Source organism: Providencia sp. UF-224 (assembly GCF_058245955.1).
Window position 1 is genome coordinate 65,678 of sequence record NZ_JBSICC010000001.1, and the last position, 23,907, is coordinate 89,584.

The following is a 23,907-nucleotide window of genomic DNA, read 5'->3' on the forward strand; positions in this document are numbered from 1 at the left end:
TCAGGAGGTACATTGAAAAAATATGACCTTATTTATTGCGATCCCCCTTGGCAATACAGCAATAAAGTTTCCAACGGTGCCGCAAATAACCACTACCAAACCACCAGCCTTTTTGATTTAAAACACCTACCCGTTCATACCATTGCCGCAGATGATGCAGTGCTTGCCATGTGGTATACAGGCAATTTTGTGCAAGAAGCATTTGAGCTAGCCAAGGCATGGGGCTTTACCGTTCGAACATCAAAAGCCTTTACATGGGTTAAGTTCAACTCACTAGCTCATGAGCGTTTTGATAAAGCCATGCAAAATGGAACCTTATTTGATTGGCATGACCTGCTTGATTTACTCAACGCCGAAACAAAAATGAATGGTGGCAACTATACAAGAGCCAATAGCGAGGATGTATTAATAGCGACTCGCGGCAATGGCTTAGAGCGAATGAGCGCCAGCGTTAAGCAAATCGTATTTAGCTGCTTAGGTGAGCATAGCCAAAAGCCGTGGGAGGTTAAAAATAGGCTTGAACAATTATACGGTGACGTTAATCGCATAGAATTGTTTGCGCGTGACATGTCACAAGGTTGGGATGCTTGGGGAAATGAATGCCCGAATAACAGCATTGAACTTACTGGGCCACAATTTATAACCACGGAGACGACCATTGATTGAATTCATTTTGATAGCGTACGCATGGATTGCAGGTTATGTGTTCTCTGTAATTGGTGCCGAAAACGATAGCCGCCCAGTAATTATTGAGCGGCTTTTTTATTCCATATTCTGGCTGGTGGTTGGTGCATCGATGCTATCAACTTTACTGGCCACAAAAGTTTTAGGCTCAGAAAAATAAACCTATTTAATTTTACCTTTCTCTTTCTCTATCCAACCATCCACCATATTAGCCCACTGCTGTAGCATATCGCGGCGCTGCTCTGAATACTCTGCTTTGTTATAAACAGCACGTACGCCTTTTTGCTCGTGGGCTAAACACTTCTCTATCCAGTCAGAATTGAAGCCAGCTTCATGTAGCAATGTGCTGGCTGTTCTCCTCAGGTCATGTACCGTCAACGGTTCAAAATTAATCCCTTTATTATTAATACGCTTAATAACACCAGTGATCACGTTGTTTAATGATGCATTAGACATATGCTTGCTAATATCATGTCTACCCGGTATCAAATATTCACTCCCCATAGCACAGGCCTTTAAGCCAATGAGAATATCGTAGGCTTGCTCAGATAAATAAATTACGTGCGCCCTTCTTCCTTTCATCCTCGCCTTAGGTATGATCCAAGCCCTTTCCTCAAAATCTATTTCACTCCATGTCGCTTTTATAAACTCGCTTTTTCTAACCAACGTTAATATCACAAACTTAACAGCCAGCTTTAGTGTTGGATAACAGCTATAATTTTCTAACTCATTAAAAAATATCCCGACCTCTTTAGCTGTCATTGCCCTATCGCGTGCTTCAAATGTAGCTATGGATGAAGCTTTAATACTGCTAACAGGGTTTTCTATCTCATAGCCACGATCGATAACGTAGTCGAACACAGAGCCAACAATTTCACGTATCTGCAAAGCCGTTGACTTGCCGCCACGCTCTTTAATTTTTTCACATAAGGCCCTAACCTTTTGTGTTGTGATTTCTTCTAGCTGTAGTTTACCCAGTGTTGGATATAGATCCCTTTCGACAATGGCAGTCTTCATATCTAGCGTGCTGTCTGCGAAACGGGTTTCTGATAGATATTTGACGGTATAGTCTTTCAGGGTTAACCCTGCTTTACGCTTTGTAATACCGTCTCGCTTCTGTGAAGCTGGTGATACGCCTGCGTTTAGCGTCTTTTTGGCATCGATTAGCATTTCTCTTGCTTCCGCAAGTGTAATACCGTCATCACTGTAGCGCCCAAAAGTTATGGTTTCTCTACGCCCGTTAAAGCGGTAGTCATATCTAAATGATATGGAACCAGTTTTTGTAACAGCAACATACAAACCGTCACGATCAGCTACCTTGTATAGCTTATCTTCTGGCTTTAAGCTCTTTAGTTTTTTATCGGTTAACACGTCGGTATTCCTTTGCGTGATACCGTCATTTTTGTGTTTTTAGCGACGGTATTAAGTTATCAATTTAGTCATTATTATTTCTGATACCGTCATATATACCGTCAAAATTATCGGCAATTGTCAACTACTAAAGACTGTTAAAAACAAAAAGGCACCAGTAACTAACTGATGCCTTTGGATTTATCAATAACTAAAAACTGTTATCAACAATAACTATATTATTCCCACTCAATCGTCGCAGGTGGCTTACCGCTGATATCATAAACTACGCGGGAAATGCCACTAACCTCATTGATGATGCGGTTAGAAACGCGGCCTAAGAAATCGTATGGTAGGTGTGCCCAGTGCGCGGTCATAAAGTCGATGGTTTCAACGGCACGCAGTGAGACAACCCAGTCGTATTTACGGCCATCACCCATAACGCCAACAGAGCGAACAGGTAAGAACACAGTAAATGCTTGGCTAACTTTATGATATAAATCTGCTTTATGCAGTTCTTCGATAAAGATAGCATCTGCGCGGCGCAGTAAGTCACAGTACTCTTTCTTCACTTCACCTAATACACGAACCCCTAAACCTGGGCCCGGGAATGGGTGGCGATATAACATGTCATAAGGCAGGCCTAACTCTAAACCGATTTTACGCACTTCGTCTTTGAACAGCTCTTTTAACGGCTCAACTAAACCAAGTTTCATGTCATCCGGTAACCCACCCACGTTGTGGTGAGATTTAATGACGTGTGCTTTACCCGTTGCAGAAGCCGCTGACTCGATAACATCTGGGTAGATAGTACCTTGAGCTAACCATTTGATGTTTGGCAGTTTAGATGATTCTTCATCGAAAACTTCGATAAACACATGGCCAATTTTCTTACGTTTCGCTTCTGGGTCACTGATCCCTGCCAGAGCGCTTAAGAAACGATCTTCGGCTTTCGCGTGAATAATGTTCAGATCAAATTTACCTTCGAACATTTCCATCACTTGGTCAGCTTCATTTAAACGCAATAAGCCGTTGTCAACGAAAACGCAGGTTAAGCGTTTGCCAATGGCACGGTTTAACAGTAACGCAGTAACAGAAGAGTCTACGCCACCTGACAATGCCAGTAATACGTGGTCATCACCGATTTGCTCTTTTAAGCGCGCAACGGTGTCTTCGATAATCGCCGCAGGTGTCCATAATGCATCACACTGGCAGATATCTTTAACAAAACGCGTTAAAATATTCAGACCTTGGTGAGTGTGAGTCACTTCTGGGTGGAATTGCACACCGTAGAATTTTTTCTCTTCGTTTGCCATGATGGCATACGGGCAGCTTGGCGTGCTCGCGATGGTTTTAAAGTCTGCTGGGATAGCAGTCACTTTATCACCATGACTCATCCACACGTCTAAAACAGGTTTGCCCGCTTCATTGAGAGAGTCTTTGATATCACGGAACAGTTCACATTGCTCTGTAATTTCAACGTTAGCGTAACCAAACTCGCGCTCACCTGAAACTTCAACCGCGCCACCAAGTTGCATAGACATAGTTTGCATGCCATAGCAGATACCTAATACTGGTACACCGGCATTGAAGACGTAATCTGGCGCACGTGGGCTATCAGTCTCAGTCGTACTTTCTGGGCCACCAGAAAGAATAATACCATTTGGATTAAATTCTCGAATTTGCTCTTCTGTAACGTCCCACGCCCAGAGTTCACAATAAACGCCAATTTCACGAATACGGCGGGCAATTAGCTGTGTATATTGCGAACCGAAGTCAAGGATAAGGATGCGATGCTTATGGATATTTGTTGTCATTTGAGGAGAATTCCAAAAATTCAAGTCAAAAATAAAAATTGGTAGCGTGCGGGACATCAGCACGCCACCCTGTAAAGTTATCGGTTATTGTCCCAAACGATAGTTTGGTGATTCTTTTGTGATAGTCACATCGTGCACGTGGCTTTCTTGAATACCTGCGCCACTGATACGGACAAATTCCGCTTTTGTTCTCAGAGCGTCAATCGTACCACAACCGGTCAGCCCCATACAGGAACGTAAACCACCCATTTGCTGGTGAATGATTTCTTTCAGACGACCTTTGTAAGCAACACGGCCTTCGATACCTTCTGGCACTAATTTATCTGCGGCGTTATCCGATTGGAAATAACGGTCTGAAGAGCCTTTAGACATTGCCCCTAATGAACCCATACCACGGTATGCTTTGTAAGTACGACCTTGGAATAAAATAGTTTCACCCGGGGACTCTTCAGTCCCTGCGAACATGGAACCCACCATCACACACGCAGCACCCGCTGCAATCGCTTTGGAAATATCACCAGAGAAACGAATACCACCATCAGCAATAACTGGAATTCCCGTGCCTTCAAGAGCTTCCGCCGCTTCTGCAATTGCGGTAATTTGCGGTACACCCACACCCGTTACGATACGAGTTGTACAGATTGAACCTGGGCCAATACCGACTTTTACTGCGCTCACGCCAGCATCTGCCAACGCTTTTGCGCCTTCCGCAGTTGCTACGTTACCACCAATGATTTGTAAGTCAGGGTATTTTTGGCGAGTTTCACGAATACGTTGTAATACACCTTCAGAATGACCGTGTGAAGAGTCAATCAGTAAGACGTCAACACCTGCCACAACCAGCGCATCAACACGCTCTTCGTTGCCACCACCAGCACCTACCGCAGCACCAACACGTAAACGACCTTGGTCGTCTTTACACGCGTTTGGTTTACGTTCCGCTTTTTGGAAGTCTTTAACGGTGATCATTCCTAATAGGTGGAAGTTATCGTCGATGACTAAGGCTTTTTCTACGCGTTTTTCATGCATTTTTTGTAATACGATTTCGCGTGCTTCGCCTTCTTTGACCGTCACTAAGCGCTCTTTTGGCGTCATAACCGCAGTAACAGGTTGGTCTAAATCTGTTACGAAACGCACATCACGGCCCGTAATGATACCGACTAATGAATTGTCTTTTGCCACCACAGGGTAACCCGCGAAACCATTACGCTCAGCCATTTCTTGCACTTCGCGAATAGTGGTATCTGGGGTAACAGTGACAGGGTCTGTGACAACACCACTTTCATGTTTCTTCACGCGGCGAACTTCTTCCGCTTGGCGCTCGATAGACATGTTCTTGTGGATAAAGCCAATCCCACCTTCTTGAGCCAAGGCGATTGCAAGGTCAGATTCGGTGACGGTGTCCATTGCTGCAGAAAGCATTGGAATGTTCAGGCGGATGTTTGCAGTCAGTTGAGTAGAGAGATCAGCCGTATTTGGTAATACAGTTGAGTGTGCAGGAACGAGTAATACATCGTCGAAAGTTAGTGCTTCTTTTTTAATGCGTAACATAGGCAATATCCCACCAGGCAGCGTTATGGAAAGGTATAAAATATTGCCGCGGCATTATACACACCGTAATCGGTTGCTTCCAGCCTTTTTTTGAAAAATTACTTGATAACTCCGATAGCTAGGTTAGTATTTAGCGATTAAGTCCTTGTTTTAAAATTTGATCTGGCTCACATGTCGACATCACAAAATAGTGCAATTTTTTCTGTTAGTAAGCTTAACCTTGCCGTTCGCGAACTTCTCGATCAGCAAATGGGTCGGATATGGCTAACCGCAGAAATTTCCAATTTTTCTCAGCCAAGTTCAGGCCATTGGTATCTGACGCTGAAAGATGACCGTGCGCAGGTTCGTGCGGCGATGTTCCGTGGGCAAAATGCAAGAGTGACCTTCCGCCCTCAAAATGGGCAACAGGTTTTAGTACGCGCCACCGTCACATTGTATGAACCCCGTGGTGACTACCAGTTAATCATCGAAAGTATGCAACCCGCGGGCGAAGGGTTATTACAGCAACGCTTCGAGTTGCTAAAACAAACGCTAAGTGCGCAAGGTTTATTCGATACATTGCATAAAAAACCGTTACCCAGCCCAGCAAAATCCGTGGGGATTATTACCTCTGCAACGGGGGCGGCTTTACACGATATTTTAAATATTCTTCGCCGCCGTGACCCTTCACTGCCGATTGTTATCTACCCCACTGCGGTTCAAGGGGATCTCGCTCCGGCACAAATCGCACGTATGATTGAATTAGCGAATTTACGTCGTGAATGTGATGTATTGATTGTTGGCCGTGGTGGTGGCTCATTAGAAGACTTATGGGCGTTTAATGAGGAAATCGTCGCAAGAGCGATATTTTCAAGCCAATTGCCCATCATCAGCGCTGTAGGCCATGAAACTGACGTCACCATTGCCGATTATGTGGCTGATGTGAGAGCGCCTACGCCATCTGCGGCCGCAGAACTGGTCAGCCGCAACCAACAAGAAATGCTACGCCAAATAAAATCGGCACAGCAACACCTTGAAATGGCGATGGATTATTACATTGCGGGGCAACAGCAACGCTTTGCTAAGCTCCACCACCGTTTACAACAGCAACACCCGCAATTACGCTTAGCAAGGCAACATAATCAGTTGAATTTGTTACAACAAAAACTTGCTCAGTCAATGACTCGTCAATTGCAAACTGCCTCTGTTAAATTTGATAGAGCCAACCGTCGCCTGCAACAAAATGATTTACGACCGCAATTGCAAAAACAACAACGACACCTGCAACAAACACAATATCATCTACAAAATATGATGACGCAGTTAGTGAATAGTTATAAGCAACGTTTTGCAGTGGCGTGTTCAAAAATGGAAGCGGTCAGCCCATTAGCAACACTGGCGCGTGGCTTTAGTATCAGCGAAGCACCTGATGGCGCCGTTTTGAAAAAAACCACTCAAGTTAAACTGGGGCAACAACTGCGAACGCGCTTAAATGATGGTTGGGTAGAAAGTGAAGTTACCCATATTGAAAAAGTAAAAACAAAACGCTCAACGAAAAAAACAAATTAACTGTTTTATGGGTTTCATCTTTTTAATTTAATGAAACCCATATTTTAAATCTAATTAGAAACGAATTTGCCCACCCAGCATATAGGTGCGCCCTCTTGCTGTTGCATTGTGTTTACCACGTTCCTCCATAATTGCTGTCGAATTTGAACGGTTTAGTGCATCAGAATAGTTTTTATTTGTTACGTTATTTATTGTCATCATCAATTTGACGTTCTTGTTGATTTCATAATCGGTGTATAAATCAATCACGGTTGGCTGCTTTTCATATTTATCTTTTAAAGCATTCCCTTCATTATCTACAATAGATTCAACACCAATACGTTTGGATGGCCCAGTCCATGTAACCGTCGTTCCCAATGTTAACTTTTCATCCAATAAACGGACACCTGAATCTAAAGTTAGATAATAATCAGGTAGTTCCGTAAAATCTCCTGCACTAAAATCTGCTGTTTTTGCGATGGACGTAGGCTGGTCTCCAGTCTCTTTTGTATAAGAAAGCATTGAATAGAATACACCTGCATCATAGTTTGCTTGCAGTTCATAACCACGCAAATTAACGTCTTTTATTTCATTCGAATAGATATAACTTTTTTGAGTAATATTCGGAAACTCGTTATCCCAAACATCATCGTTCATCAAACACCATTCTAATTCAGCCGCATTTGTTGGCTTACACAATAAATATGGCTTGCTCGTAATGTAATTTTTAATTTTTGTATTAAACCACAACGCTTTAAGATTAAATTGGTCGCCTTCAACAAATAAATCAGGTTTTAAACTGTTAAACCCAACCTGCCACGTATTTGCTCTTTCGCCTTTTAAAAATGGGTTCATACTTTGTCCGCCATTTTGCGAATAAAATACTTCCTGTGAATTTGGTGCCCTCATTGAATGTGCATAACTCACAAAAGGCTGGAATTCAGGTATGATTTCAGCAGAAAGTAATACTCCAGGGTTAAAGCCACTCTCTTTTAAGTTAATATTGGCTTCTTCCTGAGGGAAACATTTCTCTGTTTCATCGCAAGCGGGTTTATAACCTTTTAAACGATAGTGCATATAATTTAAATCAAATACTGCCGTATAAATATCGTATGTCGCTTCTAATTGCGTATAACCGCTGGCTAAGTCCAGTGTGCCTTCTGGGGAAAAAGGGTTATATTTTAATGTGTCATCATCAATAACTGAACTAACTGTCTTTTGGTATTTCGTTTTCGATAATTTAGAACCTATTTTCCATTGAAAATCAATATCCCCATAAGAAAACCGGCTGGTATTTGAAACATTAAGGCCATCTGCAATATTTTTAGACCCGCCCTCTCTTAAAGCCCACCCAAGGGAATCCCCTTCAAACTTTTGGTTGCTATTACTGTGGTTTGCCAACACCTCAATATCCACTAGTTCATTTAATGGCGTATATTTATATTTAAGGTAATAATCTTCACTGTCAATTTTACGGCGAGTTAACTTATTTTGTAAAAAACGACCGCTAAACTCTAATTCATGCGTATCATTGGGTTTATATTTTAATTTGGTTAATTGTGATTGAGGCTTTTGTTTGAACGTTGAATCCGTTGCAAAATCATCACTGTCATATCCCGCACCATTTTTATAACTTCCGGGAATATTGTGACCGCTGACGGCAATTAAACCACCAAAATATCCATCCCCATCATTTAATAATATTTTTCCTGCAACGGAAACCATACCGTTATAGCCAATGCCGTTATCTCCCCAACTTCCTTTGCTACGTAGTCCATATAAATTATCTTTAAAAATGACATCATCAATACCAAGAGTACGAAAGTTTGCGCTGCCTGCTAAAGCATTCACACTATTACTGCCATTTAATTGCCCTTTTTCTACCTCAACTTCAACAATAAAATTAGGGTCAATTAACGCGCCGAAATCATTATTGGGTTGTTGTCCATGTGTATATTGACTAGGTGAAATACCATAGTAACTTTGCGTTACCCCATCCACCATCATATTCACTCGGCCAAAACCGCTCAGGCCTCGAATATTTACGTTAATTGTGCCTTGGCTACCATCCATTTGGGTATACGTTCCGGGCATAGTTCGGATAATTTTATCCATACCTTGTAACTTATTTTCCGTACCAACAGCACTGTAAGCACCGGGCTTTTCCAGTGCTTTAACCAAAGGTGTTTGTTTTTGCGCACCTGAGACTTTTAATTGACTAAATTTAACAACTTTCTCTTTGCCTTGCTTTTCTTGCTGTGTATTTTCAGCCAAAGCAATGCCCTGAGCGCCAGTAAAAACCATACTCGCACTCAATATTATTATTTTATTTTTCATGTAAACCATTCCTGTAAACGCAATATTTCAATTCGCGCCCACAGTGCATTCCAATATAAAAAGGATAAATTCAATACCCTTAATTGAATTTTCCCAAAAAGCCCCCTCTAAATGCATCAACACATTTAGAGGGTTATTATTAGATTAAATAAACTATTTTAAATAAGGAAAGTATTTTGCTTTATTTTCTAGCATTAAAAGAAAACTGTAATCTAATGCAATATCATCAAGTGCGTTAAAACGCCCAGATTTACCACCGTGCCCTGCATTCATATTGGTTTCTAATAACAATAAGGAATTACCTTGTTTCATGTCGCGTAATTTAGCCACCCATTTAGCGGGTTCCCAATATTGAACTTGGGAATCATGCAGGCCAGTAGTCACCAACATATGTGGATAACGCTGTGCTTTAATATTGTCGTAAGGGCTATAGGATTTTATGCGCCAATAAGCCTCTTCATTTTCTGGATTGCCCCACTCATCATATTCCCCTGTGGTCAATGGAATAGAAGGGTCAAGCATTGTGGTCACAACATCCACAAACGGCACCGCAGAAACCACACCTTCATATAACTCAGACGCCATATTCACAACGGCCCCCATTAATAAACCGCCTGCACTGCCACCCATCGCATAGATATGCCCTTTTTGCCCATAGCCTTGGTCAATAAGTGCATTAGTTGCATCGATAAAGTCAGTGAAGGTATTCATCTTATGGATAGTTTTACCTTGCAGATACCATTTTTTACCCAGCTCACCGCCTCCACGAATATGCGCGATAGCATAGACAAAACCACGGTCTAACAGTGACAACCTTGATGAACTAAATGAAGGGTCTAAACCATAACCATACGCGCCATAACCGTAGACAAGTAATGGGTTTTTACCCTGCTTGAAGAGATCTTTGCGATAAACCAATGAAACAGGCACTTTCACACCATCTTTCGCCGTTATCCACAAACGTTCACTTTGGTAATTTGCCTTATCGAAATCTTTGACATCTTCTTGTTTTAGTAACTGTTTTTCTTGCGTTTGCATATTAATTTCATATACAGAAGACGGCGTGGTCATCGATGAATAACCATAACGCAATTTATTGGTATTAGGTTCTGGATTATTGGATATCCATGCCATATACGCAGGGTCATCAAACGTCACATAATTTTCTTGCTGGGTTTGCCAATCAATTTGGCGGATGTTTACCAACCCATTCGCTCGTTCTTCAAGCACTAGCCAGTTATTGAAGAGTTCAAACCCTTCTAAATCAACATCATCGCGAGGAGCGATTAATGTCGACCACGCAGCAAAATCATCATGCTTTTCTGCATTGTTATTGGTATACAAGCCAAATAATGGGTTTTGATGGTTTGAGCGAATGTAGAACTTTCCATTGAAATGATCAGGGTAGTACTCCACACCCGTTTGGCGAGGCTTAAAGGTTTCAATCGCTTTGTCAGGGTGGTTAGCATCGATAAAACGGTATTCAGATGTCTCAGTACTGGTAATGCCAATAAAAATGATATCTTTCGAAGTCGATTTGCTTAAACTCACATAAAACGTGTCGTCTTTTTCTTCATAAAGCAGTTTGTCTTGCGCTTGCTTTGTGCCTAACTTATGGCTAACCACTTGATATGGTAATAAAGTTTGCTTGTCTTTGTTCACATAGAATAAAGTTTGGTTATCATTCGCCCAAACAATATTGCCTGATGTATTCAGCAGAACATCATTTTGCCACTGGCTTTCATTAATTTTACGAAATGAAACTGCGAATTCATTGCGCCCTTGCCTATCTTCTGCAATTGCCATCATGGTGTTGTCGGGAGAAATAGTTAACGCTCCCATGCGATAATATTCAACACCTTCAGCGCGTTGGTTGCCATCCACCAAAACAACCCATTCACCTTGGCTATTTACAGGGCGTCTTTCATAAATTGCATAGTTTTTTCCAGCAACAACACGTGTGCGATACGTGTAACCATTAAAATCGTACGGAACTGACTCGTCATCTTGTTTCATCCGTGAGAATAACTCATCATAAATCTCTTTTTTTAATGACTCACCTAATTTAAGCTCTTGCTGTGTATAGGCATTTTCTTTGGTGAGATAGTCAATGACCTCTGGTGCTTTGCGCTCATCATCCCTTAACCAATAATAGTTATCGACACGGGTGTCACCGTGGATAGTCATCGTGTGTGGTTGTTTTTTGGCCATCGGTGCTGTCATTCGTTCCTCCGCAAACACTGCGCTTGTCTGTAATCCCAATAATGCAATAAGACAAAATTTAACGGCTCCTGATAAGCCTGACAATCTATTTAAGTGCGTTCGCATTTTTTACCCTGATTATTTATTTTCAATCGTAAAATCAATCGGCAATTCTACCGTCACTTTGCCCTGAATTAACATATCAGCAGGCGGTATCGGTAAAGGCTCTGCTCGACTGAGTACCCGCTGAGCTTCTCTATCTAATGAATTTGTGCCTGAGCTTCTGACTAATGCACTATTCACAATATACCCCTGCGCATCTACCTCAAATTTAATTACTGGCTTTCCAATACGATTACGCCGTTTGGCATCCTCTGGATAACGCTTGAATTTATTCAGTTGCCCAAGGACGAGCGCTTCCCATTGGCGTTGCTCATCATCTGATTGAGCATGGCTGTTAAATGCCGCCGCAACGCGCTCAGTTTGTTGTTTCGCTGCTGCATCACTTGTAACAGGGGCATCGCTGGCTTTTGAGTTATCACTTTCCAACTCACTAATACGCTTGTTTTTCACATCCTTGCGTTCTTTTTTAGGCAGCGGTGTAGTTTTCTTTTTTTCCACCTTTGTCACTAGCACTTCAGCCTCTTCGTTAATCGGCACTGAGGGGATGTCAACATCATCCATAACCGCTTCTTGTGCTTGGCTGGCAATCGAGAGCTCTTGAGTTTCACCGATATTAGTTTCAGTTAACTGTTTTGCTTGTGACTCAATCGAAATTTCCATCACCACTGAGGGGGGTGGTAATAAATGTTGCCAATCATTTTCAGTGACCTTTAAAAAAAGGAGAATAACTGCAACATGCAGAATAACGGCCAAAGCAAAAGCACCACTGGTTTTCGTCGTTCTAGCGTATTCTAAAGTGATCGTCGACATTTTAATCTTTCACGTAACAACAAAGGACGCAAATGATAATCAATAACAAATGCAAATGAAAACTATTTATTACAAATAGTGCTAATTCATTCACATTATTAATATTTATTTAGCTTAATTAACCTGACGATTAATCACTTGTTGGGGTATACCAGACGTAATCAGCATGTAAGTTATCAATCTCGCTGCCTTTTTCTGAAATAATTAACACCTTAAATTCCGTTTCTGGTGATAAATCTTGTAAGTGAAGCGGTACGCCAATAGCACGAGTTGCATGATATCCCCCCGCAAACAACAATGCAGGCTGCGGCGCATTAATCAAAGCGGTAGCCATTGCGCGGTCACGCATTTGTTGAATAACCGTCATTTTGGCGACCTGTTCAGTGGTCAATTCACCACCATGGGAGGACTCAATCGTTTTAGTAATAATCTCTTGTACAACGGGTTGAGTTGAATGTGCTCCCGTCAATTTAGGCGGATTTGCATAAGCCTTTGTAATCACATCTTTATCTAAGTTTGCAGCTAACACAGGGTAAGGTTGCGCTAATACATGTTTAATCAGCTCGCCGTATTGCTCCCATGGCCAACCCGTATTCCATTTAATCGCCGTTTGTAACCGCTCATCACGGATATAAGTATTACCCTGTAATTCCGCTTTTGCTCTATTGAATTCTTTCTGTTGCGAGGGTGTCATCATCTCCAATAAAACAGAACCTTGCGGCCTGACCTGCTGCATTTCTTGGGCTATCCACTGTTCTATTTGATGGTGATAACGGTTATCGTGTTTTTCGCCCACAATCACATGGGAAGATTGAGCGAGTTGTTGTATTAGTTGCTCTGGAGTGATTGATCTCCCCGTGGATAAATCAATCAATTGATTTTGTTCTACGAGCTTATCATCGAGTTGAAGTATTTTTTGCGGGGATTTCTGAACACACCCCGCCAGTAATACGAAGCCAGCCAGTAATGCGATAGCTTTTCCAATAAAGCATTTTGATATCATTATTTTATTCTCCGTTCTGCAGATGAAGCCCACAAAATACAGATAATGATAATCATTTTCAATTAAAAAAGGCTTCCTATAAATATGGAAGCCTTTTTATGCTTAATTTTAATACTGACCACTAGAATATTAAAGCGGGTTAGTTTGTGCCTCAACAACAGCCAGTGCCACCATGTTCACAATACGACGAACAGAGGCAATTGGCGTTAAAATATGCACAGGTTTCGCAACCCCCATGAGTACAGGCCCAACAGTCACGCCATCAGAGCTAGTCACACGCAACAGGTTATAACTGATACGTGCAGCTTCCATTGTTGGCATAATTAATAAATTAGCAGAACCTTTTAATGGGCTATCTGGCATCACGTCTTTACGGATAGACTCAACCAATGCCGCATCTGCATGCATTTCACCATCAATTTCAAGGTGCGGATCACGCGCTTTGATCATCGCTAAGGTATCACGCATTTTTTGTGCAGAAGGACAATTAGAAGAACCAAAACTTGAGCGAGATAACAAGGCCACTTTTGGTTCAATACCAAAACGACGTACAGTGTCCGCAGCCATCAGCGTAATTTCGGTTAACTCTTCTGGGGTTGGGTCTTCATTGACATAAGTATCGGCAATAAAAGTGTTACCCGTTGGTAGCAATAATGCGTTCATGGCACCTGCTGTATGAACGCCTTCACGGAAGCCAAACAGATCTTTGACTACTTCATAGTGTTCGCCATAGCTGCCTACTGTGCCGCAGATCAGCCCATCAGCTTCACCACGTAGCACCATGATACCGCCAATTAGTGTTGGGTTATTGATCACTGCACGGCGAGCCATTTCTTGCGAAACACCACGGCGCTTCATGATTTGGTAATATTCCTGCCAGTATTCTTTATAGCGCGGGTCATTTTCATTGTTGACCACTTCAAAATCTTTGCCTAACTCAATATGTAGGCCCAGTTTTTGAATACGCATTTCAATAACACTTGGGCGACCGACTAAAATTGGGAATGCTAAACCTAGGGAAACCAGTTCCTGCGTTGCATGCAGTACGCGTTCTTCTTCCCCTTCAGCTAAAACAATGCGTTTTTTCGCTGTTTTCGCTTGGGAGAAAATCGGTTTCATAAACAAGTTTGTTTTATAAACAAATTGATTCAGTTTTTCGATATACGCGTCAAAATCTGCAATTGGGCGAGTTGCCACACCAGAATCCATCGCCGCTTTCGCAACTGCTGGGGCAATTTTAACAATCAAACGTGGGTCAAATGGTTTTGGAATGATGTACTCAGGACCGAAGAACAGGTCTTGGTTACCATATGCTGAAGCCACTTCTTCACTTTGTTCTGCAAGCGCCAAATCGGCAATAGCATAAACACAAGCCAGTTTCATTTCTTCGTTAATGGTCGTCGCCCCAACATCCAGCGCACCACGGAAAATGAATGGGAAACATAATACGTTATTGACCTGATTCGGGTAATCAGAGCGTCCGGTACAGATGATTGCATCTGGACGAACTTCTTTCGCCAGTGGTGGTAAAATTTCGGGTTCAGGGTTCGCTAGCGCTAAAATCAGCGGGTCCTTCGCCATTGTTTTCACCATTTCAGGTGTCAATAAGCGAGGACCAGAACAACCTAAGAAAATGTCAGCATCAGGGATCGCATCCGCTAAAGTGCGCTGGCCATTGTCGTCTATCGCATAAGCGGCTTTCGTGACATCCATACGTTCGTCACGGCCTTTAAAAATCACACCTTTTGAGTCACAAACAGTGATATTTTCACGTTTAAGGCCTAATGCAACCAATAAATTCATACATGCGATTGATGCAGCCCCTGCCCCGGAGACCACTAAACGAACATCGCCAATTTCTTTTTTCACAATACGCAGGCCGTTAATTACCGCAGCTGTACAAATAATCGCCGTACCGTGTTGGTCATCGTGGAACACAGGAATTTTCATGCGTTCACGTAATTTTTGCTCAATATAAAAGCACTCTGGCGCTTTGATATCTTCTAAGTTTATCCCACCAAAGGTCGGTTCAAGAGAGGCAATAATATCTACCAATTTATCAGGATCAGTTTCATCGACTTCAATATCAAAGACATCAACGCCAGAAAACTTTTTGAACAGAACGCCTTTTCCTTCCATAACAGGCTTGCCTGCTAAGGCTCCAATATTGCCTAAACCAAGAACTGCCGTACCGTTTGAAACCACACCAACGAGGTTACCTTTTGCTGTGTAGCGATAGGCTTTAAGTGGGTCATCGGCAATTTCAAGGCAAGGTACTGCCACACCAGGCGAATACGCTAGCGCGAGGTCACGTTGAGTTGTTAAGGGTTTTGTCGGGGTAACCGTAATTTTCCCTGGATGTGGAAACTCATGAAAATCAAGAGCGCTTTGTTTTAATTTATCATCCATCGTCAAGTCCTTTCAAATTGGTAAGGTAAGAGCGCTAACAGTATAAACACATCTTACTAGCAAATCATGATCATGCTGGCAATTTCCAGAAAAATCTTTTTACACACCTAAAATGACAATAAAATGGATAAAACATCATCATTTCAATAAGTTTCTTTGTGCAGTTCCCCACCCAAACCACAACTAACAACCTAACGACACTTTAAAATATACAATTAGTGCATTCCAAATATTATTATAGGCTTATAATTTATTTCTTATTCATTCTTATTTAGATAATATATTTATTATATATTTTTCAATTTTATTTTCATCATTTATTAAATATCATTTAATTTATTTAAATTACTGATATTATTTTTTTGAATTTAATGTATTATCAAAAAACAGCAAAAGCCATCTTAATTTTATCTTTAATTTCGTTATAAATAGCTTATTTTAGTAATGTCAAATAATTTTATTCATATCAAATTTATAATCATTAATATATTAAAAAATAAAATGATTATATTAACGTCAACATAGTGATTATTTCTTCACGCCTACCAGAATAGTCCATGACGTTTCAGACATAACAAAGGAACCCTCTATGTCTAATTACACAGTAATGATTATTGATGAGCATCCTATTATACGCTTTGGATTGCGTCAGCTCATGAATACAGATGAACATTTTGTTGTTACAGCGGAAAGTTGTAACTGTACAGAAGCATTGAATATTGCCACCCATTTACAACCAGACCTTATCGTCATAGATACTAATATGCATGGCAACAAAACATTTGAAACGATAAGGTTACTCCGTAAACAATGTTCAAATAGTTACCTATTGGTTTTATCGTATTCAACAATAAAAACGGATATTTATGGTGCTATTGATGCTGGAGCACAAGGCTATTTATTAAAAAGTAGTGAACTTGATATGCTCTATTACAGTATGAAAAAAGCCTCTGCTGGGCAACATGTGTTTAGCGAAAAAATATACCAGCATTTAATGACACGTCACCAGTCAAGTGACCCATTATCCACATTGACCCGAAGAGAGTGTGAAATTTTACATGAACTCGCGGCCGGGCTAAAAAACCGTGAAATTTCCAAATTACTTTTTATTTCAGAAGAAACCGTTAAAGTCCATATTCGCAATATTTTAAAAAAACTACGCGTTCGTTCTCGCCTAGAAGCCAGTTTAATTTATATGCGCTCAAAATAATCAATATGAATTATTAAATTTAATATAATAAGATACACATTAATTTATTATGATTACAAATAGCACCTATTATAATCATCATCATAAACGCCTGCTTTTATTTGTATTCTTGGGGTAGATCCGTAATGCATTTTCCCGCATTATGTAAGCTAAATCATTTGCTTTAGAGGAAAATCGTATGTCTAAAACCCCATCTTCTCCTTATATTATGTACGGAATTAAAAACTGTGACACCATAAAAAAAGCACGCCGTTACTTGGAAGACAATGGGGTCGACTATCAATTTCATGATTATCGCGTTGACGGCCTAGACGACGCCTTGCTCTCTACATTTATGGATCACATAGATTGGGAAGTCTTGGTGAATAAGCGTGGTACCACTTGGCGTAAACTCAGTGATGAGCAAAAAAATGCCGTCATTGATGCAGTAAGTGCAAAAGCTGTTTTGCTTGAAGAGCCTGCAATGGTTAAACGCCCTGTGCTCGTTTCTGCGGATAATCGTTATTTAGTCGGCTTTAATGCTGATGAATATAAAGCATTTACTCACAAGTAATCAGGAAATATTATGGACTGCCCTGTTATTCAATTAGCTAAAGACCTTATTTCAAGACCTTCAATTAGCCCAGATGACCAAGGCTGCCAAGTTTTATTGACTGAGCGCCTAAAAAAGATAGGTTTCACTATCGAATCAATGCCATTTGGCAATACACTCAATTTTTGGGCACATCGAGGATCCGGTGTAACACTCGCATTTGCAGGTCACACCGACGTTGTCCCAGCAGGAAATAGCGCAAATTGGCAAACACCGCCATTTACCCCGACCATTATTAATCAACACCTATATGGTCGCGGTGCTGCGGACATGAAAGGTTCTGTTGCTGCAATGGTTGTTGCCGCAGAGCGCTTCGTTGAAAAACACCCTGACCATCAAGGTCGTCTCGCTTTTTTAATCACATCTGATGAAGAGGCTGATGCCCACGACGGCACCGTCAAAGTTGTCGAAGCACTGATGCAACGTAATGAAAAGGTTGATTATTGCTTAGTGGGTGAGCCATCAAGCCAATCGAAGCTCGGTGATATCATCAAAAATGGACGCCGCGGGTCAATTACTGCTGATTTAACTGTACTAGGCACTCAAGGCCACGTTGCCTACCCGCACCTCGCCGATAACCCTGTCCACCGCGCAACGGCCTTTTTACAAGAGTTAACCACGACAAAATGGGATAACGGCAACGCATTTTTCCCTGCAACCACGATGCAAATCGCCAATATCCATGCAGGTACCGGGGCAAGTAATGTCATTCCTGGTGAGCTATTTGTGCAATTTAACTTCCGTTTTAGTACAGAATTAACCGATGTTGTAATTCGTGACAGGGTCACAGAGATGCTATCTCGCTATGGATTGGAATATAAAATCGAATGGTCATTATCTGGGCAACCTTTCCTTACCGATAAAGGCGAGTTGGTCTCTGCAACCTTACAAGCAATCCAAGAATTAACCGGTCGTACCGCAGAGTTATCCACCAGCGGTGGTACTTCCGATGGGCGTTTTATTGCACAAATGGGGACACAAGTTATTGAGTTAGGCCCATTAAATGCCACTATTCATAAAGTTGATGAATACGTTAGCGTGGAGGATTTACAGCAGCTAGCACTGATTTATGAACGAATTATGGAGCTACTAATCCTATGATCACCATTGAAATGCTAACAGGCCGTTCGACGGACCACTTAGTCACTCTTGGTGGCCCCCATTGTTTACAATTTAATGCAACCAAAGCCTTTCTGGCGATGCAGCAAGCCGCAGCAAAGGCAGGCTTTAAATTACAATCAGCAAGTGCATTTCGTGATTTTTCGCGGCAACAACTGATATGGAATGAAAAGTTTTCAGGTAAGCGCCCTGTTCTAGACACTCACAGCCAGCCTCTTGATATAACAAAGCTTTCAGAAGGCGAACTGTGTGAAGCTATCTTGCATTGGTCTGCATTACCCGGAGCAAGCCGCCATCATTGGGGAACTGAAGTTGACGTTTATGACCCCTTGCGCATTCCTACTGGGCAAACATTGCAATTAGAGCCTTGGGAGTATGAAACGGGTGGTTACCTAGCTCAATTAAATGATTGGCTGTCAGACAATATGGCCACTTTTGATTTTTATCGCCCTTTCACGGCGAAAGATGCTGGCGTTGCCTACGAACCTTGGCATATTAGTTATTGGCCGCTTTCACACGAAGCGGAACAATTATTAACGCCGGATGTTATCAAACAAGTGTTAGAACAAGAAGATATCTTGGGAAAAAAATGGTTAATCAGCAACCTAGATTATGTTTTTAACCGCTATATTAAAATTCCAGAGTAACATTTAACCCCTTCCTTTTTATTACCCCCATAGGCCTAATATTGGCCTATGGGGCTGTTTTATCACGCGTCGGGATGGGTTCTTCAACGACAGGAAGCCGATACATAAAAATAAGCAGCCAGCAAAGTAACCCAAACAAACCAATTTTCAACCACAAATAGCTCACAACCCAAATCGATAACGAAAAGGTAAGCAAAATCAAGATAATCGCTTTAGGTTTAGCGCCTTTCGGTAGCCCTTTGTGCTTCTGCCAATGACGTATATACCCACCAAACCAAGAGCGATACAATAACCAATGATGAAAACGGGGTGAGGAGCGCGAAAAGCACCATGCTGCTAATAATAAAAAAGGCGTTGTGGGAAGGACGGGCAATACCACGCCTGCAAATGCAAGCGCCACAGCCAGCCAACCGAGTATAATAAGAAGGATTTTTTTCAAATTTGCCTGCGCTCCTTTGCAAACTCATACAAAAGTAAAAACCCTGATAAACATGTGGTAACTCACAGTAATATCAATGATATACTGTAATCGTAAACGTGTTTAATGAAAAGTCGCTTTTCCCTGTTTAAACCCATCAGTGAAATCGTTGGTTTATATCGTGCAATTTTTATTAGTGGTATAAACGTTATAGAACTCACACAGCGACAAAGTAAAAATGATAAATGGTGATAAAAAATGCAATGGTTAGCAGACTACTGGTGGATAATTCCGCTTCTCTTGGTTGGGCTCATTTGGAATTCCGTCAAAGAAATGATGAAGCTTGACCCTAAAAAGTTTCTTGATGATAAACCCGAGATCCCTCCTCATAAAGATAATAACCATTTGTGGGATGATGAAGATGATTGGCCTAAGGACAAGAAGCAGTAACCTTTTGAACAATTTCTGATAATAATGCTGGCTGGTATTGCCTAACAAAAATACCAACCTGCGTTCTCGCACTGTTTAACCACTGTTTTTGCCCTGTTAGCTTAAATTCTTCGCAAATTTTCGCTAATGGCAGCTCCTGCTCAAAGTAATTTCGTAAAAGAGGCGTAGGATCAGAAACTTCAGCTAAAAGACGTAAAATGGCACTTTGGCTGGCAGAAACTGGGCGTTTAAACTCACTAAAACCAATCAGTTCAACCCAATCCTCTTGTTTAAGTTGCTGGTCATCCGTTGAACGCAGGGAAAATTCAGTGAGATCTGTTCGCCAGTGGAGATCGCGTTGAAACAAGGTTTCACCCTGCTCACATAATAGCTTAGCTCTCGATGATAGCGGTAAAATAGCCATCGCTGTATAACAGCCACTACTGGCCTCCTTCTGTGAACCTATTCGAATAATCCTAAACCCCGCTTTTTGCCAAAACTTAAGTAAATCTGGCGTTAAACCAAAACTAACAGAAAGAAAATCAATACCTTGTGCGATGCAATCCTGCTTTTGTTGTTCAAGCAACGTCAGGCCAATTTGCTGTCGCCGATAATGGGCATCGACAGCAATGCGCATTACCCGTCGCGATTTCCACTGAGCCGCTTGCGGAAAATAACTGTGCGCAGCTAATGATTGAGCAACTAAATTCCCACGAGGACGACGTAATCCGGCCCAAACTTGCCAACTTAATGATTCATTTAATAATCCCTCATCTACCAACCATAACGCACCTAAATAACTCTCATCATTTTGTGAATTAAATGCGGCCATAAAATGTTGGTTTTTTGCATCTAATAAACGCCGTAAATCTAATGGTGAGGTTCGATAATGGGCGCTCATTAGTAAGCCATAAAATGACGCTAATTTACGCTCATCTTTTGCTAACTCACTTTGGCTAATTGATAGATGTTCGATAAGCGCATGCGGTATAAAAGTTGGATTTGGCTCTTGCAATAATAGCGCTTCATTTAGCCAGTTTTCGAGCGGGTCATGGCACGCAAAACGAATAGGCTCATCAAGGGTTAATAGTGTAAAAGTTGTTAAACTTGCGCAGAATTTCAACATAAAACCGCGTCCAGTCCCCTCATAACCATCAACCGTGGTCGTCAGTAATACACGAGGAAAATAATTCACCAACTGGCGTAATATATAATTTGGGATAGCCGCGGCTTCATCAATAATCAACCAATCAGCTGCTATGTTATTACCCGCTTGGCAATAAGCGAGCAATGCATCTGGCGCCCAAAAATGCGGAGGTTTCACCGCATGTTTCGCCAAAACTTCGGTAGATACTTTAGCGGGAGCACAACACCAACACTCCCCTTGCCATTGTTGTATGAGCTGACCTGCTACCGTTGATTTTCCCCGGCCTCTTGGCGCAATGATCCCCCAAACGCCAGTGGTAGCAGATAATAATTGATTCAAGACTTGTTGCTGTTGCGTTGTTAATTGCCCTGTAGGCGGTAGCCAAGTAGGATAATTATTCAGCAATTTTATGCTTGGGTTCTTACCTTGCTGGTAAAAGATAACGCCTTCTGAGTTACTCATCGTGCGCTGTAAATGGTGAACAAAATTGGGCGTTGGAATAATGCCATGCTGTTCATTCCAGCGTAAGCTATCTATATCTGGATGGTTCGGCCAAACCTCTTGCAGCACAGTACAAAAGACCAGCAAGCTTCCTGCCTTTAACGTGCCGGATAGCATGGCAAGCGCTTCACTGTGAACGCCTTTGCGTGCATCAAAAACACCATGCAAGAACTCACGCCCCAGCAATAAGTGGGCATTTTCTGGTCGCTCACTATTGGGTAATTCCGAAGAAAGCGTTACCCAATCCCCTGTTAAGCGGGTTTGTAGTTCGACTAATTGCTGAGTAACCCATTCATCATCGCCAGATAAAACCAACAAACGACGAAAACCCAATATACGCAGCTGCTCTACGCAGGCAGACAGCAAATCATTCATGAGGCGATTAAGATTTTCCAATTAATAATGATAATATCCCTGCGGCAATCAACGGCCCAACAGGCACACCTCTAAATAAGGCAACCCCTATCACGGTACCAACCAACAGTCCAGCGACGGTCGAGGGTTGGTTTGACATCAAAGTCACCCCACGGCTCCCTAACCAAGAAACCGCGATACCAATGACGATTGCCAGAATGGATTTCCAATTTAAAAATGACCCCAGTACTTCACCCGCACTGATTTTACCACTCGCAATGGGCGCCATGACTCCGATGGTTAAAATCAAGATCCCGATGGTTAACCCATATTTTTCAATCCAAGGGAAATAATTATTTAGTGGTGTTATTCGGACAACCAATAAAAATAACATGGCAAGTGTGACGGTCATATTATGGCTAATAATCCCTAACCCTGCTAAGACCAAAAGAATGATTAATGTGGGGTCAACGTGACTCATAGATTTTTCCCTGTAAAACTGGCAATTTTTTGTGAGTAGCAAAATAACTTATTTTAAAACATGTTATTGGCTCATTAGTTAAGAAGCAAACAATTACATCAACTCTTTTTGTTATTAACCCTATCCAGTATCAGGCTCATGATTTTTATTCACTTAGGCATTACATTTTAAATACTCATCAGCAACAGTTATTACTTTAATTTCTATCTGATTGTTTTATACTGCCAGCAAATAGACTCAACATAAGAATTTTTTATGAATATAACTCGAGAAAAACTCACTTTACCTGCAAATGCCAACAAATTGTTATTGCACTCCTGCTGTGCTCCTTGTTCAGGCGAAGTCATGGAAGCCATTCAGGCCTCTGGAATTGATTATACAATTTTCTTTTATAACCCTAACATTCATCCTAAAAGAGAATATTTAATCCGCAAAGAAGAAAACATTCGCTTTGCTCAAAAACATAATATTCCATTTATTGATGCTGATTATGATACTGATAATTGGTTTGAACGCGCGAAAGGAATGGAAGATGAACCTGAGCGTGGCATTCGTTGTACTATGTGTTTTGACATGCGTTTTGCACGCACGGCTTTGTATGCCGCCGAAAATGGATTTTCTGTGATCTCCAGTTCACTTGGGATTTCGCGTTGGAAAGATATGCAGCAAATCAATGATTGCGGGAAACGTGCCGTTGCGCCTTATGAAGGTATGGAATATTGGGACTATAACTGGCGCAAAAAAGGCGGCTCCGCCCGAATGATCGAAATAAGTAAACGTGAACAATTTTATCAACAAGAATACTGTGGTTGCATTTACTCATTGAGGGATACCAATAAACATCGAAAGTCCCAAGGGCGAGATATTATTAAAATTGGCGTCCTGTATTACACGCCATAGCAAATTCCCCTCCCAGCATAATCCATGGCAAACCGACAAAATGTAAAAACAAACCATGATTGTGCTGGTTTTTCACATCGAGAGGAAAAACTTAAGCTAAATTCTCGGAATATTCATCACTCTTTAATTTTTAACTTATCCTTTTTTTTGATTTTCCACACCATAAACACCAACTTACAGTGTGTTTTCCTGAAGTTTGCCTCAAATGACCTCTCCCCCCAGAAACCCTTCAATTATTGCGTATAATACCCCTGAGTAATCAATACACAAAAACTTATAACCTAGCATTATTTATC

20 protein-coding genes are annotated in these 23,907 nt (G+C 41.5%); 9 read left to right on the forward strand and 11 right to left on the reverse strand.

Annotated features, from left to right (window positions below):
* The first annotated feature begins 12 nt into the window (after positions 1-12).
* On the forward strand, positions 13-666 hold the full coding sequence (locus AC4IFO_RS00390) for an MT-A70 family methyltransferase (RefSeq protein WP_490730896.1): 654 nt from the start codon (positions 13-15) through the stop codon (positions 664-666).
* A complete protein-coding gene (locus tag AC4IFO_RS00395) occupies positions 659-844 on the forward strand; it encodes a hypothetical protein (protein WP_490730898.1) in 186 nt (61 codons plus the stop codon). The genes AC4IFO_RS00390 and AC4IFO_RS00395 overlap by 8 nt, the downstream gene beginning before the upstream one ends.
* A gap of 2 nt (positions 845-846) precedes the next feature.
* Here the strand turns inward: AC4IFO_RS00395 and AC4IFO_RS00400 are convergent, their stop codons facing one another.
* From AC4IFO_RS00400 to guaB, 3 genes are all read right to left on the reverse strand, one after another.
* Entirely contained in the window at positions 847-2,055 is a 1,209-nt protein-coding gene (locus tag AC4IFO_RS00400; protein ID WP_490730900.1) for a tyrosine-type recombinase/integrase, read from the reverse strand.
* A 218-nt stretch (positions 2,056-2,273) separates the two neighbouring features.
* Positions 2,274-3,851: a glutamine-hydrolyzing GMP synthase gene (guaA, locus tag AC4IFO_RS00405; protein ID WP_273803079.1), complete on the reverse strand. Its 1,578-nt coding sequence runs from the start codon at positions 3,849-3,851 to the stop codon at positions 2,274-2,276.
* An 84-nt stretch (positions 3,852-3,935) separates the two neighbouring features.
* Positions 3,936-5,402 carry an IMP dehydrogenase gene (guaB, locus tag AC4IFO_RS00410; RefSeq protein WP_490730903.1) on the reverse strand — a complete coding sequence of 489 codons (1,467 nt, stop codon included), beginning with the start codon at positions 5,400-5,402 and terminating at the stop codon, positions 3,936-3,938.
* 171 nt (positions 5,403-5,573) lie between these two features.
* Between guaB and xseA the strand changes: the two genes are divergently transcribed.
* Positions 5,574-6,950, forward strand: coding sequence for an exodeoxyribonuclease VII large subunit (gene xseA / locus AC4IFO_RS00415; RefSeq protein ID WP_490730905.1), 1,377 nt, complete (start codon positions 5,574-5,576; stop codon positions 6,948-6,950).
* 54 nt (positions 6,951-7,004) lie between these two features.
* Here the strand turns inward: xseA and AC4IFO_RS00420 are convergent, their stop codons facing one another.
* The 5 genes from AC4IFO_RS00420 to maeB all read right to left on the reverse strand — a co-directional run bounded on the left by AC4IFO_RS00420 (position 7,005) and on the right by maeB (position 15,813).
* Positions 7,005-9,266 (reverse strand): TonB-dependent receptor, encoded by a 2,262-nt coding sequence (locus tag AC4IFO_RS00420; RefSeq protein ID WP_490730907.1) that lies wholly within the window; start codon positions 9,264-9,266, stop codon positions 7,005-7,007.
* Positions 9,267-9,419: 153 nt separating this feature from the next.
* Entirely contained in the window at positions 9,420-11,594 is a 2,175-nt protein-coding gene (locus tag AC4IFO_RS00425; protein ID WP_490730909.1) for a S9 family peptidase, read from the reverse strand.
* 12 nt (positions 11,595-11,606) lie between these two features.
* Positions 11,607-12,401, reverse strand: a complete 795-nt coding sequence (locus tag AC4IFO_RS00430; RefSeq protein WP_490730911.1) for an energy transducer TonB — start codon at positions 12,399-12,401, stop codon at positions 11,607-11,609.
* A gap of 130 nt (positions 12,402-12,531) precedes the next feature.
* Positions 12,532-13,404, reverse strand: coding sequence for a ChaN family lipoprotein (locus tag AC4IFO_RS00435; protein ID WP_490730913.1), 873 nt, complete (start codon positions 13,402-13,404; stop codon positions 12,532-12,534).
* A gap of 129 nt (positions 13,405-13,533) precedes the next feature.
* A complete protein-coding gene (gene maeB, locus AC4IFO_RS00440; RefSeq protein ID WP_490730915.1) occupies positions 13,534-15,813 on the reverse strand; it encodes an NADP-dependent oxaloacetate-decarboxylating malate dehydrogenase in 2,280 nt (759 codons plus the stop codon).
* A 589-nt stretch (positions 15,814-16,402) separates the two neighbouring features.
* Here maeB and AC4IFO_RS00445 point away from each other — a divergent pair.
* From AC4IFO_RS00445 to AC4IFO_RS00460, 4 genes are all read left to right on the forward strand, one after another.
* Entirely contained in the window at positions 16,403-17,023 is a 621-nt protein-coding gene (locus AC4IFO_RS00445) for a LuxR C-terminal-related transcriptional regulator (protein WP_490730917.1), read from the forward strand.
* Positions 17,024-17,201: 178 nt separating this feature from the next.
* Positions 17,202-17,576, forward strand: coding sequence for an ArsC family reductase (locus AC4IFO_RS00450; RefSeq protein WP_490730919.1), 375 nt, complete (start codon positions 17,202-17,204; stop codon positions 17,574-17,576).
* 12 nt (positions 17,577-17,588) lie between these two features.
* Positions 17,589-18,716 carry a succinyl-diaminopimelate desuccinylase gene (gene dapE, locus AC4IFO_RS00455; RefSeq protein ID WP_490730921.1) on the forward strand — a complete coding sequence of 376 codons (1,128 nt, stop codon included), beginning with the start codon at positions 17,589-17,591 and terminating at the stop codon, positions 18,714-18,716.
* Positions 18,713-19,381: a M15 family metallopeptidase gene (locus tag AC4IFO_RS00460; protein ID WP_490730923.1), complete on the forward strand. Its 669-nt coding sequence runs from the start codon at positions 18,713-18,715 to the stop codon at positions 19,379-19,381. Before dapE ends, AC4IFO_RS00460 begins: the two co-directional genes overlap by 4 nt.
* 46 nt (positions 19,382-19,427) lie before the next feature.
* On the opposite strand, the gene AC4IFO_RS00465 is transcribed toward AC4IFO_RS00460, so the two are convergent.
* Positions 19,428-19,820 (reverse strand): DUF454 family protein, encoded by a 393-nt coding sequence (locus AC4IFO_RS00465; protein WP_490730925.1) that lies wholly within the window; start codon positions 19,818-19,820, stop codon positions 19,428-19,430.
* A gap of 237 nt (positions 19,821-20,057) precedes the next feature.
* Between AC4IFO_RS00465 and AC4IFO_RS00470 the strand changes: the two genes are divergently transcribed.
* Complete coding sequence (locus AC4IFO_RS00470; protein WP_353166721.1) at positions 20,058-20,249, forward strand: YpfN family protein; 192 nt, start codon at positions 20,058-20,060, stop codon at positions 20,247-20,249.
* On the opposite strand, the gene AC4IFO_RS00475 is transcribed toward AC4IFO_RS00470, so the two are convergent.
* Entirely contained in the window at positions 20,230-22,272 is a 2,043-nt protein-coding gene (locus AC4IFO_RS00475) for a tRNA(Met) cytidine acetyltransferase TmcA (protein WP_490730927.1), read from the reverse strand. The two genes, AC4IFO_RS00470 and AC4IFO_RS00475, sit on opposite strands and share 20 nt — an antisense overlap.
* Positions 22,259-22,711, reverse strand: coding sequence for a DUF441 domain-containing protein (locus AC4IFO_RS00480; RefSeq protein WP_369310960.1), 453 nt, complete (start codon positions 22,709-22,711; stop codon positions 22,259-22,261). Before AC4IFO_RS00480 ends, AC4IFO_RS00475 begins: the two co-directional genes overlap by 14 nt.
* Before the next feature lie 255 nt (positions 22,712-22,966).
* On the opposite strand from AC4IFO_RS00480, the gene AC4IFO_RS00485 reads away from it, so the two are divergent.
* Positions 22,967-23,611 carry an epoxyqueuosine reductase QueH gene (locus AC4IFO_RS00485; RefSeq protein ID WP_490730930.1) on the forward strand — a complete coding sequence of 215 codons (645 nt, stop codon included), beginning with the start codon at positions 22,967-22,969 and terminating at the stop codon, positions 23,609-23,611.
* Positions 23,612-23,907: the final 296 nt, after the last annotated feature.

Bases quoted from the DNA above. Each gene is read 5' to 3' on its own strand.
- AC4IFO_RS00435 (WP_490730913.1), bottom strand. From the start codon at position 13,404: ATGATATCAAAATGCTTTATTGGAAAAGCTATCGCATTACTGGCTGGC.
- guaB (WP_490730903.1), bottom strand. From the start codon at position 5,402: ATGTTACGCATTAAAAAAGAAGCACTAACTTTCGACGATGTATTACTC.
- maeB (WP_490730915.1), bottom strand. From the start codon at position 15,813: ATGGATGATAAATTAAAACAAAGCGCTCTTGATTTTCATGAGTTTCCA.
- AC4IFO_RS00430 (WP_490730911.1), bottom strand. From the start codon at position 12,401: ATGTCGACGATCACTTTAGAATACGCTAGAACGACGAAAACCAGTGGT.
- dapE (WP_490730921.1), top strand. From the start codon at position 17,589: ATGGACTGCCCTGTTATTCAATTAGCTAAAGACCTTATTTCAAGACCT.
- AC4IFO_RS00485 (WP_490730930.1), top strand. From the start codon at position 22,967: ATGAATATAACTCGAGAAAAACTCACTTTACCTGCAAATGCCAACAAA.
- AC4IFO_RS00480 (WP_369310960.1), bottom strand. From the start codon at position 22,711: ATGAGTCACGTTGACCCCACATTAATCATTCTTTTGGTCTTAGCAGGG.
- AC4IFO_RS00470 (WP_353166721.1), top strand. From the start codon at position 20,058: ATGCAATGGTTAGCAGACTACTGGTGGATAATTCCGCTTCTCTTGGTT.
- AC4IFO_RS00450 (WP_490730919.1), top strand. From the start codon at position 17,202: ATGTCTAAAACCCCATCTTCTCCTTATATTATGTACGGAATTAAAAAC.
- AC4IFO_RS00425 (WP_490730909.1), bottom strand. From the start codon at position 11,594: ATGCGAACGCACTTAAATAGATTGTCAGGCTTATCAGGAGCCGTTAAA.
- guaA (WP_273803079.1), bottom strand. From the start codon at position 3,851: ATGACAACAAATATCCATAAGCATCGCATCCTTATCCTTGACTTCGGT.
- AC4IFO_RS00445 (WP_490730917.1), top strand. From the start codon at position 16,403: ATGTCTAATTACACAGTAATGATTATTGATGAGCATCCTATTATACGC.
- AC4IFO_RS00420 (WP_490730907.1), bottom strand. From the start codon at position 9,266: ATGAAAAATAAAATAATAATATTGAGTGCGAGTATGGTTTTTACTGGC.
- xseA (WP_490730905.1), top strand. From the start codon at position 5,574: ATGTCGACATCACAAAATAGTGCAATTTTTTCTGTTAGTAAGCTTAAC.
- AC4IFO_RS00460 (WP_490730923.1), top strand. From the start codon at position 18,713: ATGATCACCATTGAAATGCTAACAGGCCGTTCGACGGACCACTTAGTC.